The sequence below is a fragment of the Streptomyces sp. NPDC029041 genome (assembly GCF_040637515.1).
GTDB lineage: Bacteria > Actinomycetota > Actinomycetes > Streptomycetales > Streptomycetaceae > Streptomyces.
The window spans coordinates 12,255-26,750 of record NZ_JBEZWO010000024.1; the positions used below are offsets into that span (position 1 = coordinate 12,255).

A 14,496-nucleotide genomic window follows, 5' to 3' on the forward strand; every position below is an offset into this window, starting at 1 on the left:
CCCGCGGCGTCGGAGGCCTGTGATCTTCGCCCCACCGGGTGGCGTACGGTTTGCGCGTTGTCTACGACGTTCCTGGAGGCGGACATGGCGCAGCGGGCGATGATCACGGGGATAGGCGGCCGGGAGCCGGAGATCGACGAGACGGCGTTCGTGGCGCCCACGGCGTCGGTGATCGGGAGCGTGACGCTGGGGGCGGGGGCGAGCGTCTGGTACGGGGCCGTGGTGCGCGGCGACGTCGAGGCGATCTCCGTGGGGGCGAGCAGCAACGTCCAGGACAACTGCACGCTGCATGCCGACCCCGGATTTCCCGTGACGGTGGGTGAGCGCGTGTCCATCGGGCACAACGCCGTGGTGCACGGGGCGACGGTCGAGGACGACTGTCTGATCGGCATGGGGGCGACCGTACTGAACGGGGCTGTCATCGGGGCCGGTTCGCTGGTCGCCGCGCAGGCGCTGGTGCCTCAGGGGATGGTGGTGCCGCCCGGATCACTGGTGGCAGGCGTTCCCGCGAAGGTCCGGCGGGAGCTGTCGGAGGAGGAGAAGCAGGGCGTCACCCTCAACGGCACGATGTACGCCGAGTTGGCGAAGGCGCATCGGGAGGTCCATGCGTAGGTTGTCCGGCGAGTGCGGGTGGGTGGGTGGGTGCTCGCGCAGTTCCCCGCGCCCCTGAAGGCGTGCTACTCCCCGGCGATCACGGGCTGGGCCTTCTTCGCCCTGCGCTTGATCACCAGCATGGACGTGAGGCCCACCAGGACCGCCGCCACCAGGCCCAGCCACGAGAAGCGCTTCAGCCAGGACTCCGCGACGATGCCGACGTAGTAGATGACCGCCGTCGTGCCGCCGGCCCACAGGATGCCCCCGAGGACGTTGGCGATGGCGAACTTCCAGTACGGCATGCGGAGCACACCGGCGAGGGGGCCCGCGAAGATGCGCAGCAGGGCGACGAAGCGGCCGAAGAAGACGGCCCACATGCCCCACTTCTCGAAGGAGCGCTCGGCGGTGGCGATGTGGCCCTCGCTGAAGTGCTTGGGGAACTTGCCGCCCAGCCACGCCAGCAGGGGCCGCCCGCCCTTGCGGCCGATGGCATAGCCGATCGAGTCGCCGATGATCGCGCCGGCCGTGGCGCTGGCGCCGAGGACGACGGGGTCGATCTGGCCGTTCTGGGACGCGAGCAGCGCCGAGGAGACGAGGATGATCTCACCCGGCAGCGGGATGCCCAGACTTTCCAGGCCGATGACCACCCCGACCAGCGCGTATACGGCGACCGCGGGTACGGTTTCGAGCCACTCCTGGACGTGCAACGCCGGTTCCTTTCGCTGAGCTTCCCTGCGTGCCCAGGGAAGCCTACCGGCTTCTAGGACGTCCCTCGGGGCTCAGGCGTTCCAGCTCCACTCGGCCACCTCGGGCAGGTCGGTGCCGTGCTCACGGATCCAGGCGTGGTGCCGGGTGCGGGCGTCGGCCATCCGCTGGCGTACGGCCGTGGCGCGCACCGCCAGGCCCGGGACGCGGTCGATGACGTCCATGACCAGGCGGTAGCGGTCGAGGTCGTTGCGGACGACCATGTCGAACGGCGTGGTCGTGGTGCCGGCCTCCTTGTAGCCGCGCACGTGCACGTTCTGGTGGCCGGTGCGGCGGTAGGCGAGGCGGTGGATCAGCCACGGATAGCCGTGGTAGGCGAAGATCACCGGCTTGGTCGTGGTGAACAGGCCGTCGTACTCGAAGTCGCTCATGCCGTGCGGGTGCTCCCCCTGGGGCAGCAGCCGGGCGAGGTCGACGACGTTGACGACCCGGACGGACAGCTCGGGCAGGTACCGGCGGAGCAGGTGCGCGGCGGCCAGGGTCTCCTGGGTCGGGACGTCACCGGCGCAGGCCAGGACGACGTCGGGCTCGGTGCCGTCCTCGGTGCCCGCCCACTCCCAGATGCCGGCGCCGCGGGCACAGTGCACCCGGGCCTCCTCGATCGACAGCCAGTCGAAGCAGGGCTGCTTGCCGGCCACGATGACGTTGACGTAGTCGCGGCTGCGCAGGGCGTGGTCGGCCACCGACAGCAGGGTGTTGGCGTCCGGCGGGAGGTAGACCCGGACGACCTCGGGGCTCTTGTTGAGGACGTGGTCGACGAAGCCGGGGTCCTGATGGGAGAAACCGTTGTGGTCCTGCCGCCACACATGGGAGGTCAGCAGGTAGTTGAGGGAGGCGATGGGGGCCCGCCAGGGCAGCGTGCGCGAGGTGCGCAGCCACTTGATGTGCTGGTTGACCATGGAGTCGACGATGTGCACGAACGCCTCGTAGCAGGAGAAGAACCCGTGCCGGCCGGTGAGCAGGTAGCCCTCCAGCCAGCCCTGGCAGAGGTGTTCGGAGAGCACCTCCATCACCCGGCCGTGCCGGTCGAGGTGCTCGTCCACGGGCAGGGTCCCGGCCTGCCAGGCCTTGCCGCTGGCGTCGTAGACGGCCTGGAGCCGGTTGGACGCGGTCTCGTCCGGGCCGACCAGGCGGAAGTCACGGCGGCCGGCGGTGTCGCGCATGATCCGGGCGAGGAGGTCGCCGAGGACCCGGGTCGGCTCGTGCGTCGTCGTGCCGGGCTTGTCGACGGGTACGGCGAAGTCGTCCAGGGACGGGACGGGCAGGTCGCGGATGAGCAGGCCGCCGTTGGCGTACGGGGTGGCGCCGAGACGCCTGGTGCCCTCGGGGACGCAGGCGAGGACGTCCGCGACCGGGCGGCCCTCGGCGTCGAACAGTTCCTCGGGCCGGTACGAGCGCAGCCAGGACTCCAGCTGCCGCAGGTGCTCCGGGTTGTCGCGGACGCCGGACAGCGGCACCTGGTGGGCGCGCCACGTGCCCTCGACCGGCTCGCCGTCGACCTCGGCCGGGCCGGTCCAGCCCTTGGGGGTGCGCAGCACGATCACCGGCCAGCGCGGGCGCTCCGTCGCCCCCTGCTCGCGTGCGGCGCGCTGTGAGGCGGCGATACGGTCGAGCGCGGTGTCCATGGCCTCGGCCATGGTGCGGTGGACGGTGGCCGGGTCGTCGCCGGCCACGTGGACCGGCTCGTGGCCGTAGCCGCGCAGCAGCGCGTCGAGCTCCTGCTCGGGGAGGCGGGACAGCACGGTCGGGTTGGCGATCTTGTAGCCGTTGAGATGCAGGATCGGCAGGACGGCACCGTCGTGGACGGGGTCGAGGAACTTGTTGGCGTGCCAGGAGCCGGCGAGCGGCCCGGTCTCCGCCTCGCCGTCGCCGATCACGCAGGCCACGAGCAGGTCCGGGTTGTCGAGGGCGGCGCCGTAGGCGTGCGCGAGGGAGTAGCCGAGTTCACCGCCCTCGTGGATCGAGCCGGGCACCTCCGGGGCGACGTGGCTCGGCACGCCGCCGGGGAAGGAGAACTGCCGCATCAGAAGCTCCATGCCCTGCGCGTCGCGGGACGCGTCCGGGTACTTCTCGCTGTAGCTGCCCTCCAGCCAGGAGTTGGCGAGGACCGACGGCCCGCCGTGGCCCGGGCCCCAGACGCACAGGGCGTCGAGCCCCCGGTTCTTGATCACCCGGTTGAGGTGCGTGTGGACGAGGTTCAGCCCGGGTGACGTGCCCCAGTGGCCCAGCAGCCGGGGCTTGATGTGCTCGGGCCGCAACGGCTCGGTGAGCAGGGGGTTCGCCAGCAGGTAGATCTGACCGGCCGCCAGGTAGTTGGCGGCCCGCCAGTGTGCGTCCAGCGTGCGCAGTTCCTCGTCGGTCGGCGCGGTCCTGCTGTCCTGGCGCGGGGCCTCGGGCATGGGTGACTCCCTGGGTTCTGCGGGCGGACTCAGGAGGAGTACCAGTTTGTTCCGGTTCGATGCCAGGCGCCTGCCGGCCATCCCGCACTCGGACGCTTCGGGCGGGCTCGAAGCCCCGGGCGGCCTCCGACGCACCCGGGCAGCGGAGTCACCGAAGTGCCCGGCGCCCGGGTGCCGACGGGGCGCCGGCGCCTGGGAAGAACCGGTGACGGGGGGGGGACGGCGCCGGGGCAAGGGTGCCCGGGCAACCCCGTGCCGGAAGCCGGGTGCCGGGGTCCCCGCGCCGGGGGTGTCTGCGCCCGGAGGGGCCGGTGCTTACGGCTGCCGGGCTGTACGCCCGCCGCGCCGGGGCCCGCGCCCGGGGCGCCCCTGCACGGCCACCCAGTACCGCTTCCACGGCAAGTGCGGGGCGCACGGCCCCTACGGCAAGCGCACCGCCGAGTGCAGCGTCGTCACAGCGTCTGTGACGGTGGCCGGCGCGCGCCCGAGGACGCCGGAGCCGCTCTGCGGCGCGGACCCACCGGCTCCCTCAGCCCCCGCCCCGCCGGCCCCAGCGGTCGCACCGGCCCCCGACTCGGCTCCCCCGCAGCAGCCCACCTGCGCGAACCGCGTCTCGTACCGCTCCTGCGGCAGTTCCCCGGGGTCGGTGCGCGGCGGCACGGGCCGCCGCCCGGGCGGGGCGTCGTCGTACGGCCGCTGCTCGCGCTCCCGGCGGCTCTCCCCCGGAGCGTCCTGCGCACGCTTCTCCCGCGACTCCCCCGGCCCTCCGGAGCCCGCGGCCGGTTCCAGCACCCAGCGCTGCCCCTCGGATCCGTCGCGGGCGGTGACGATCACGTCCCGGCCCTTCCCCGGCGCCAGGGCCAGCCCCTTGCCCCCACGCGGCAGGAGTTCACCGCGCACGGTCAGGTCGTAGCGGACGACTCCCGCGTGCACGAGGCAGCCGGCCAGGGCGACTGGGCCCTCGGCGGCGTCGGAGCCGAGGCACAGGGTGGGGTCTGCGGCGCTGCGCAGGACACCGTCGTCCTGGTACGACCACTGCTGGGACCCGCCCGTGGAACACGCGGTCAGCACGATGCGGGCGCCGACGCGGGTGCGGCCGCCGAGGGCGTCGAGGCACAGGCCCTCGCGCAGGCTGCGCAGCCGGCCCCGGGCCACTTCGGCGGCGGTGCCGGCGGAGGCGGCCGACGGGGAAGCCGCGGCCGAGGGTGCGACGGAGTCCGGTCCGGCCGACGAGGATCCCGCGCTGCCCGGGTCGACGGAGTGGCCGCTGGCCGCGCCCCAAGTGGCCTGCGGGCCGACGGTGCCGCCCTCCTCGCTCCAGCCCCGGGCGGCGAGCAGGGTCGCGAGCAGCACGAGGGAGGTCACCCCGACGGCGGCGGCCAGCGCCTTCGCGTGCCTCCTCGGCGCCCCGGGCCGGCCGTCCGCCGGCAGGGCACGGGGCCGGAGGCGGTGCCGTCCTCCGGCGGACGGGGCGCCCCGGCCCTCGACGCGGCCCGGCCGTGATTCCAGGTAGCGGCGGGCTCCCCAGCCGAGCACCGTCTCGGTGAGCAGGTCTTCCAGACCGGCCTCGAAATGGCTGAGCTGTTCGGCGGCATGGCGGCAGTAGCGGCATGCCATGAGATGCCGCTGCACATCGGGAAGCAGCGCCCCACCACGGCGCATGGGAACGTCCAGCAGACGGTTGTAGTAGCGGCATTCCTGTGTCGGCGCGAGTTCCCGGTGGGCGCGTACGCACCCCGACCTGAATTGCTCGCGCGCCTGTTCCAGGGCGGCCGACGCGGTACCGGCGTCCACTCCCAGCAGACCGGCCGGTACGGATATGGGTTCGGCCTCGACGTCCGTGTGCCAGAGCAGGCATTGGGAAGCCCCCGGAAGGCCGCGGAAAGCGCGCTCCGCGAGGCGTCGCCTTTCGGGTGTTCCGGGCCGGGCGGCGCGCAGGCCGCGGGCGCCGACGGTTTTGCGGAGTTCCGGCAGCACTTGGGAAATACCGTCGTCGGCGGCCCACTCCCGGACCGTCTCCCGAACGGCGGTGAGCAGCCGCGGACGCAGGGCTCCGCCGCCCGGCCGGGCGAGCTCCCTGCGGAAGGCGGCCGCGGCCGCCATCGACGCGGAATCCTCGGAGGCGGCCAGGCAGATCACGGCGTATTCGTAGATCGGGCGCCAGTGCCGGGCCAGCAGCAGCGCGACGACACGCGGCCCTTCGGCGGGTTCACGGACCCGGGCGAGGAGATCGCGGTCGGACTCCGCGGGGCCGGCTCCGGGTCGTGGCGCGTACGGCGGGCGTGGGGGGGTGGGGGATTGCACGGAACCATTTCCTTCCAGCCGCAGAAGGCAGGCTAATTGCGCGTCCGTCGGAAAGCAGGTGCGTGATTGGTGCATACCTATGCCGCGTCAGCCGCGGACTTGACTGTGAGCCGGCTCACTTTCGCACACACGACTGACAGGTAACAAGAAGTTCGGATGACCCGAGTTCAAAACACTGGGAATTCAGATATGTTACCGACGGTATCCGCACCGACTTTCGAAAACGCGGGCGCCTGGGGCCGCAAGTTGTGCGTCTTCAAAGGCGGTTGGTCACACAATCTCCTCCGCCACGGCGCGCCCCCTGATGGCCACCGGCCGCCACGAGCGGGCCATCGAGGACCAGGTCGACCACGCTCCGGGCTCGGCAGCGTGGCCACCCTGACGGAGGTTCCCGCCCGACCAGGTCCGCCGTTACGACTGGGCCGCTGTGGAGCCGGCCCGTGAGGAGGGCCGGGTCCGCGTCACAGGCCGGGTCGCGAAGCCGACGGGCAGTCAGGCACTCAGGCACTACGCCGCCATCGGCCGCCAAGTCCTGGACCAGGCCGTCTTCCCCGCCCTGGAGCGCACCCCGCCGGGCCGGGGCGGCGACATCCGGCCGACCGACGCCCTGCCGGAGACGGCCACGGCACACGGGGCGCTACTCAACGGCGGGCGCCGGGACACGGGCGCCGAGGCCGGCCATCCGCACGGGTCCTGACGGCTTGCGAACGGCCGGACCTGCAAATGGAGTTCGCGGCCCGGCTCCGGATCTTCGCCGGGAAGCCGGACGACGCGCTCCCGGGGCACCGGGACACGGCGGCCCGGCCCGCGAGGGGGTCGGCGTACGGCCGGGGCGGCACGCACGCCAGCGCCCGGTCAGCCGTTGGGCCGCAGGGTCCACACCACCGTCATCTCGCCGGTGACGGCACCGTCGGCCCGCTGGATGGCGATGGTCACCGGGAACTCGGGGCGCTCACCGGCGTCCAGCTGCGCGACGACCTCGGCGGCCGGGCGGCCCAGGGTGGCCGTGGCCGTGACGGCGCCCATCGCCAGCTTCTTGTAGGAGATCTCGGCGCTGACGGCGAGCGGCACGGCGCGCGAGAGCTGGTCCCCGAACGCGGCCAGCACGATCGCCCCGCTCGCGGACTCGCCGAGCGTGAACATCGCACCGGCGTGCGGACCGCCCACGTGGTTGTGGTATTCGCCCTGGTCCGGCAGCGACACCACCGCCCGCTCCGGCGTGGTCTCCAGGAACTGGAGGTTCAGGGTCCGGGCCATGGGCACCGTGGCGGCGAGCATCTCGCCGATGGACATCTGGTCTGCGCTCATGCCCGAATGTTACTCACGAGTAGAGACGCCTGGCCAGGCCGGTGTGACGACCACCGCATCCCTCCGCACGACATCCGCACCCGGCTGTCGCCGGGTTGCCACATCTCCGTCCACGGGCGGTGACCGCATCGTGTCCGGGGCGCGGCTAGGGTGGCTGCCCATGTGGCCAGGACAGCAGCCGCCCGGGGGCGAGCAGAACCCGCAAGCGAACAACCCGTACCAGCAGCCGGGGTACCAGCAGCCGAATCCCTACCAGCAGCCGGGATACCAGCAGCAGCCCCACCCCTATGGGCAGCAGCCGCAGTGGGGAGCCCCCGGGCCGGCCGGCGCGCCGCAGCCCCCGCAGCCACCGCAGGGCGGTGGCGGCAGCCGGACGAAGCTGGTGGCGATCATCGCGGCCACGGCGGTGGTCGTGGCGGCCGGTGTCACCGGCTTCCTGGTGCTGGGCGGCGACACGGACGACACGGCCGACGGCGGCAAGAACGGCAAGGGCGACAAGGTCACGACGAACCCGCCGGCCGAGGAGCCGAGCGCCCCCGCCTCGGACGACAACCCGCGCGGCGGCGAGGCGGCGCAACCCACCGTCAAGGGCTGGAAGGTCGTCATCAACCCCAAGTGGGGCACGGCCTTCGACGTCCCGGCCGACTGGGAGGTGGCGTCCCCCACGTCGTACGTCTTCTTCGAAGACGAGAAGTCCGACGACGGCAAGCCGCTGATCCTCATGTCGGCACCGGCGTTCTACAAGTCCAAGTGGTGCACGAGCGACGACAACAAGGACGGCAGCACCGAAACCGAGTCCCTCGGCGGGGTGGGCACCAAAGGCGCCGACGGCGCCAAGAACACGGACGAGGTCGCGGTCAACCAGGCGGCCGCGTGGGTGTACGGCGGCTACACCCAGCCGGACAAGAAGAGCGTCAAGACGGACGACAAGGCCAAGCCCTACACCACCGCCTCGGGCGTGAAGGGAAGTGTCGCCTGGGCACACTCGGAGAACACGCCCGACACGGGCAAGTGCGCGAGCGACGGCAAGGCGGTCACGTTCGGCTTCAAGAACTCCGCCGGCGACTTCGTCGCGTGGAGCTTCTTCGGCGCCAAGGGCGTCAAGGGCGAGGTGCCCGAAAAGACCATCATGAAGATCCTCAGCACGGTCCGCCTGCACGGCGAGCCGACCGGCGGCTGAACCGGAAGGGCGGAGCCGGGTCCGCCCCCCTGCGACGGGGGGCGGACCCGGCTCACCGGAGCGTGGTGGGAGGGGGCCCCTCACGAACCGGGCGTGCGCGGAACGGCCGTCACGCCGCTCCTCCTGCCCGGCGGGTTCGGGCAACTCCTTGCGATGTGCCGTCACCCCGCGCAAACGGTTTGGCAGGAGGAGCCGCGGGCGGCGATAGTCGGCCGGTGACGTCGCCCACCGCCTCCTCCCGCAGCTCCGGCAGACCCGCTTGGGCGGGCCGCAACTACTCCCTGCTGACCGCGGCCGCCGTGGTCACCGGCCTCGGCAGCCACGGCGCCCTCGTGGCGTCGGCGTTCGCCGTCCTCGAAGCGGGCGGCGACGGCGGTGACGTCGGCCTGGTGGCGGCGGCGCGGACCCTGCCGCTGGTGCTGTTCCTGCTGATCGGCGGCGCCGTGTCGGACCGGCTGCCACGCCATCACGTGATGGTCGCGGCCAACGTCCTCAACTGCCTCTCCCAGGCCGCCTTCGCCCTTCTCGTGCTGACCGGGGAGCCCAGGCTGTGGCACATGATGCTGCTGGCCGCGCTCGGCGGCACCGGTCAGGCCTTCTTCGGCCCGGCCGCCGAGGGCATGCTGATGTCCTCGGTCGACGGCGAGAACGCGGAACGCGCCTTCGCCGTGTTCAGGATGGCGATGCAGGGCGCGGCCCTCGGCGGTGCCGCGCTCGGCGGCGCCATGGTCGCGGCGATCGGACCCGGCTGGGTGCTCGCGGCCGACGCGGCGGCGTTCGCACTCGCCGGCGCGCTGCGGGCCTTCCTCGACGTCGGCCACATCGCGCCCCGGGCCCCGGGCGGCGGCTTGCTCGCCGATCTGCGGGACGGCTGGCGCGAGTTCGCCGGCCGCCCCTGGCTGTGGGGCATCGTCGTCCAGTTCTCCCTCGCCAACGCGGTCGTCGCCGCCGCGGACGCCGTCTACGGCCCGCTCGTCGCCCGCGACCACCTGGGCGGCGCGGGCCCCTGGGGGCTCGCCCTGGGCGCCTTCGGTGCGGGTACGGTGGCCGGTGCCCTGCTGATGACCCGCTGGAAACCCCGCCGTCTGCTCTTCGCCGGCACCCTCTGCGTGTTCCCGCTGGCCCTGCCCTCGGCCGCCCTCGCCGTCCCCGTGCCGATCGGCGTCCTGTACGGGGTGATGTTCCTCGCCGGCGCGACCGTGGAGGTGTTCGGCGTCTCCTGGATGACGGCGCTGCACCAGGAGATCCCCGAGCACAAGCTCTCCCGCGTCGCGGCGTACGACTGGTTCGGCTCCGTCGCCCTGGTCCCCCTGGCCACGGCCGCGGCCGGACCGGCGGAGGACGCCTTCGGCCGCACTGCGGCCCTGTGGGGTTGCGCCGGCCTGGTCGTCCTGGTCACGGCGGCCGTGCTGTGCGTGCCGGACGTCCGCGATCTGCGCCGCCGGACCGCACCGGTCGCCCGGGGCGGCGCCGAGCCCGCGTCAGCCGATGCCGAACGCCCCGTCGGGGGGCTCGGGTGACGGCACGGCGTCCGCGTCCCGGACCGGCCGCGCGTCGCCGATGAACTTCCGCAGGGCCGAGCCGTGTTCGACCCGGGCGGGGAAGGCGTCGGCGGCGGTGAGCCTGGCCAGGGCTGCGACGTCGATCGCCCGGGATCCGGCGACGAGCACGGCGTTCCCGAACCGCCGCCCTCGCAGCACGCCCGGTTCGGCGATCAGCGCGAGCTCCTCGAAGGAGTCCGCCAGCGTGGCGAGTTGCGACCGCAGGAAGCCGAAGGGCGCGGCGTCGGGGAGGTTGGCGAGGTAGACCCCGCTGCCCCGCAGGACCCGTGCTGCCTCGCGGACATAGGCGACGGAGGTGAGGTGTGCCGGCACCCGCGAGCCGCTGAAGACGTCCGCGAGGAGGACGTCCGCCGAGTCCGCGGGGGCGTTCTCCAGCCAGGCCCGGGCGTCCGCCGTGTGGAGGGCGACGTCCGCGCCTTCCGGCAACGGCAGATGGTCCGTCACCAGCTGCAGCAGCCCCCGGTCGGCCTCGACGACGTCCTGCCGCGAACCCGGCCGGGTCACGGCCACGTACCGCGGCAACGTGAGCGCACCGCCCCCGAGATGCACCACGTCCAGCGCCCGCCCCGGCTCGGCCACGACGTCCAGGACGTGCCCGAGCCGCCGGGTGTACTCGAACTCCAGGTGCGCCGGTTCGTCGAGGTCGACGTAGGACTGCGGCGCCCCGTCCACGGTGAGCAGCCAGGCCCGCTCCCGGTCGACGTCGGGCATCAGCTTGGCGAACCCGTGGTCGACGGGCCGGGCGACGGGTACAGGCTCGTTCACCCTCTCATTGTGCCTGTGCGACCACGCCCTTCCGGGGCGCGGGGCTGCACCGATATGCGGCTCCGCCGCGTGGGCGCGACCAGCCACGACGGCCGCGCAGTCCCCCGCGACCTCAACCCACCGCGGTCACGGTCCCCGCCCCCACAGTCCTGCCGCCCTCACGGATGGCGAACCCGAGCCCCGGCTCCAGGGGCATGTCCCGCCCCAACTCCACGGTCATCGCGACCGTGTCACCGGGCCGGGCCACCGCAACCTCTCCGAGGTCGACCACTCCCACCACATCCGCGGTCCGGATGTAGAACTGCGGCCGGTACCCGGAGGAGACGGATGTGGTCCGCCCACCCTCCCGGGCCGACAGGACGTACACCTGCGCCGAGAAGCGCCGCCGCGGCTTCACACTCCCCGGCGCGGCCACCACATGCCCCCGCCGCACGGCATCCCGTGGAACACCCCGCAACAGCAACGCCACGTTGTCCCCGGCCTGCACCTCCTCCATCGGCTTGCCGAAGGTCTCCAGCCCCGTGACGACCGTCTCGACGGACGCCCCGAGCACCTCAACCCGGTCACCGACGCGCACCAGGCCCCGCTCGACCGCTCCGGTCACCACGGTCCCCCGGCCGGTGATGGTCAGCACGTTCTCCACCGACAGCAGGAACGGCGCGTCCAGGTACCGCTCCGGCATCGGCACGTACGTGTCCACCGCGTCGAGCAGCGCCTCGATCGACGCCGTCCAGCGCGGGTCGCCCTCCAGCGCCTTCAGCCCCGAGACCCGTACGACGGGCACGGAGTCACCGCCGTAGCCGTGCCCGGTGAGCAGGTCGCGGACCTCCAGCTCGACCAGGTCGGTCAGCTCCTCGTCCCCGGCGTCGGCTTTGTTGAGGGCCACCACGATGTGGTCGACGCCCACCTGACGGGCGAGCAGGACGTGTTCGGCGGTCTGCGGCATGATCCCGTCGAGCGCGGAGACGACGAGGATCGCCCCGTCGAGCTGGGCGGCGCCGGTGACCATGTTCTTGACGTAGTCGGCGTGGCCCGGCATGTCGACGTGCGCGTAGTGCCGGGTGTCGGTCTCGTACTCGACGTGCGCGATGTTGATGGTGATGCCGCGCGCCGCCTCCTCGGGCGCCCGGTCGATCCGGTCGAACGGCACGAACGCGCCACTGCCGCGGTCGGCGAGGACCTTGGTGATGGCGGCCGTCAACGTGGTCTTGCCGTGGTCGACATGACCCATCGTGCCGATGTTGAGATGCGGTTTCGTACGGACATAAGCCGTTTTGGACATGGCTGTACCTCGAAGCGTGTGATCGGCGAAGAAGAAGGGGGACCCCGAGGACCTGCCCGACCCTCCCCTTGCGGGGTCCGCCGGACGAACCGGAGAGGGTCAGCTTCGGGCGCCGTCCATGACGGCCGTGAGATCGAGGACGGCAGCCTTCGGGGCATCCGTGACCACGGATGCTGCGAGGGTGAAGGCGTGCCGGAACATGCCGCCGATCATTGCCGACGCTTTACCGCACGTCGAATGGTTTTCGTCCGCCCTGCGCACAGGCGCGCGGGCCGCGTCCTGTGACGCTGGTGAGACGAACCATACGGCGATCACACACATTTGTCGGTTAGTGTCACCGGATGCTCGATGCCACCACCCGCTCTGGGGGCACCGCCACGGCCTCTCCCCGGGCCACCGCCGCGGAGCTCGCCGTCGCCGTTCCCCCGGCAACGACCGTCTCGTCCGCCGTACCCACCCGTTTCGCCGCTCGTTGCACGAGAGTTCTGCTCTCCCCGTACTCGCGGTTGTCCCTGCTCGTCGTGCTGCTCGCCGCGGGCGCCTGCGGGATGCTCCTGTTCGAGCCCCAGCGGCTGCTGACGGAGGGCTGGCCGCCGCAGCTCTCGGGGGCCGCCGCGGCGGCCGTGTTCACGGTGGGGTACGGCGTGTGCACCGTGGCGTTCGTGCCGAGGCCGCTGCTGAACCTCGCGGCGGGCGCCCTGTTCGGTTCGCAGCTCGGCCTCGGTGTGGCCCTGGCGGGCACGGTGCTCGGTGCCGGCATCGCCTTCTGCCTCGGCCGGGCGCTGGGCCAGGACGCCCTGCGGCCGTTGCTGCGGGGACGCTGGCTGAAGGCCGCGGACGGCCAGCTCAGCCGGCACGGCTTCCGTTCGATGCTGATGGTGCGGCTGTTCCCGGGGGTGCCGTTCTGGGCCGCGAACTACTGCGCCTCCTTCTCCCGCATGGGCCTGCTGCCGTTCCTGCTGGCCACCGGCCTCGGCTCGATCCCGAACACCGCCGCCTACGCCGTCGCGGGCGCCCGGGCCTCCACCCCGACCTCCCCCGCCTTCCTGATCGCCATGGCGTGCATCGCGCTGCCCGCGCTGGCAGGCATGGTGGTGGCCTGGCGCAAGCGGCACCAGCTGCGCCGTCTCTGACGTCCCGTCACGCGCAGCTCAGACCCGTTCCAGCACCATGGCGTTGGCGAGTCCGCCCGCCTCGCACATGGTCTGGAGCGCGTACCGGGCGCCTCGGTGCCGCATCGCGTGCACCAGTGTCGTCGTCAGCCGCGTCCCGCTCGCGCCGAGCGGATGTCCGAGCGCGATGGCCCCGCCGTGCACGTTGACCCGGGCGAGATCGGCCCCGGTCTCCTGCTGCCACGCCAGTACGACAGTGGAGAACGCCTCGTTGACCTCGAACAGGTCGATGTCGTCGAGGGTCAGTGAGGCCCTGCGCAGCACCTTCTCGGTCGCCGGGATCACGCCCGTGAGCATCAGCAGCGGGTCGGAGCCGGTGACGGCGAAGCTGTGCAGGCGGGCGAGCGGACGCAGGCCGAGCCGGGCCGCGGTCTCGCTCGACGTGATGAGGACCGCCGAGGCCCCGTCGTTGATCGGGCTGGCGTTGCCCGCCGTGACGTTCCACTCGATCTGCGGGAAGCGCTCCGCGAAGACCGGGTCGTGGTAGGCGGGCTTGAGGCCGGAGAGGATCCCGGTGGTGCTGCCGGGGCGTACGCACTCGTCGCGTGCGACGCCCTCGAGGGGCGCGACCTCGGCGTCGAACAGCCCGTTCTCCCAGGCCTCGGCGGCCTTGTGGTGCGAGGAGACGGCGAAGGCGTCCATCGCCTCGCGGCCGATCGACCATTTGGCGGCGATCAGTTCGGCACTGATCCCCTGCGGGACGAGCCCCTCGGGGTAGCGCCCGGCGACTCCGGGGCCGAAGGGGTCCTTGCCCTCGGGCACGTTCGACCACATCGGCACCCGGCTCATCGACTCCACGCCGCAGGCCACGACCATGTCGTACGCACCGGAGAGCACACCCTGCGCCGCGAAGTGCACGGCCTGCTGCGAGGAGCCGCACTGGCGGTCCACGGTGGTCGCGGGCACGGACTCCGGGAACCCGGCGGAGAGCACGGCGTAACGGGTGGTGTTCATGGCCTGCTCGCCGACCTGGTCGACGGTGCCGCCGATGACGTCGTCGATCAGCGCCGGGTCGATCCCGGACCGCTCGACGAGGGTGCGCAGGGCGTGGGCGAGGAGCTCCACGGGGTGGACGTGTGCCAGGGCGCCGTTCGGCTTGCCCTTGCCGATCGGGGTGCGTACGGCTTCGACGATCACTGCGTCACGCATGTGCGGGCCTCCACGG

Annotated in this window: 12 protein-coding genes; 5 read left to right on the forward strand and 7 right to left on the reverse strand. The window is 72.7% G+C overall.

From position 1 onward, the window contains the following. Positions 1-84 precede the first annotated feature (84 nt). The gene (locus tag AB0F04_RS36595; RefSeq protein ID WP_362050528.1) at positions 85-612 is read left to right on the forward strand and encodes a gamma carbonic anhydrase family protein; all 528 of its coding nucleotides are present in this window, start codon (positions 85-87) and stop codon (positions 610-612) included. Positions 613-677: 65 nt separating this feature from the next. Here AB0F04_RS36595 and AB0F04_RS36600 read toward each other — a convergent pair whose 3' ends face one another. The 3 genes from AB0F04_RS36600 to AB0F04_RS36610 all read right to left on the reverse strand — a co-directional run bounded on the left by AB0F04_RS36600 (position 678) and on the right by AB0F04_RS36610 (position 6,062). Further along, complete coding sequence (locus tag AB0F04_RS36600) at positions 678-1,301, reverse strand: DedA family protein (protein ID WP_362050369.1); 624 nt, start codon at positions 1,299-1,301, stop codon at positions 678-680. A gap of 72 nt (positions 1,302-1,373) precedes the next feature. Then, entirely contained in the window at positions 1,374-3,758 is a 2,385-nt protein-coding gene (locus AB0F04_RS36605; protein ID WP_362050372.1) for a phosphoketolase family protein, read from the reverse strand. A 420-nt stretch (positions 3,759-4,178) separates the two neighbouring features. After that, a complete protein-coding gene (locus tag AB0F04_RS36610; RefSeq protein WP_362050375.1) occupies positions 4,179-6,062 on the reverse strand; it encodes an RICIN domain-containing protein in 1,884 nt (627 codons plus the stop codon). Positions 6,063-6,489: 427 nt separating this feature from the next. Here AB0F04_RS36610 and AB0F04_RS36615 point away from each other — a divergent pair, with 427 nt between their 5' ends. Beyond that, entirely contained in the window at positions 6,490-6,759 is a 270-nt protein-coding gene (locus AB0F04_RS36615; protein WP_362050378.1) for a hypothetical protein, read from the forward strand. 158 nt (positions 6,760-6,917) lie between these two features. On the opposite strand, the gene AB0F04_RS36620 is transcribed toward AB0F04_RS36615, so the two are convergent. Then, entirely contained in the window at positions 6,918-7,370 is a 453-nt protein-coding gene (locus AB0F04_RS36620; protein ID WP_362050380.1) for a DUF4442 domain-containing protein, read from the reverse strand. 160 nt (positions 7,371-7,530) lie between these two features. Here AB0F04_RS36620 and AB0F04_RS36625 point away from each other — a divergent pair, with 160 nt between their 5' ends. Next, positions 7,531-8,550 (forward strand): hypothetical protein, encoded by a 1,020-nt coding sequence (locus tag AB0F04_RS36625; protein WP_362050383.1) that lies wholly within the window; start codon positions 7,531-7,533, stop codon positions 8,548-8,550. A gap of 215 nt (positions 8,551-8,765) precedes the next feature. After that, positions 8,766-10,070, forward strand: a complete 1,305-nt coding sequence (locus AB0F04_RS36630) for an MFS transporter (protein ID WP_362050386.1) — start codon at positions 8,766-8,768, stop codon at positions 10,068-10,070. Here AB0F04_RS36630 and AB0F04_RS36635 read toward each other — a convergent pair. After that, positions 10,032-10,877: a fused MFS/spermidine synthase gene (locus AB0F04_RS36635; RefSeq protein ID WP_362050389.1), complete on the reverse strand. Its 846-nt coding sequence runs from the start codon at positions 10,875-10,877 to the stop codon at positions 10,032-10,034. The two genes, AB0F04_RS36630 and AB0F04_RS36635, sit on opposite strands and share 39 nt — an antisense overlap. A 112-nt stretch (positions 10,878-10,989) precedes the next feature. Then, entirely contained in the window at positions 10,990-12,159 is a 1,170-nt protein-coding gene (gene tuf / locus AB0F04_RS36640) for an elongation factor Tu (protein ID WP_362050392.1), read from the reverse strand. Between the two features lie 341 nt (positions 12,160-12,500). Here tuf and AB0F04_RS36645 point away from each other — a divergent pair, with 341 nt between their 5' ends. Next, positions 12,501-13,292 carry a VTT domain-containing protein gene (locus AB0F04_RS36645; protein ID WP_362050395.1) on the forward strand — a complete coding sequence of 264 codons (792 nt, stop codon included), beginning with the start codon at positions 12,501-12,503 and terminating at the stop codon, positions 13,290-13,292. A gap of 18 nt (positions 13,293-13,310) precedes the next feature. Here AB0F04_RS36645 and AB0F04_RS36650 read toward each other — a convergent pair whose 3' ends face one another. Beyond that, positions 13,311-14,480 carry a thiolase family protein gene (locus AB0F04_RS36650; RefSeq protein WP_362050397.1) on the reverse strand — a complete coding sequence of 390 codons (1,170 nt, stop codon included), beginning with the start codon at positions 14,478-14,480 and terminating at the stop codon, positions 13,311-13,313. Positions 14,481-14,496: the final 16 nt, after the last annotated feature.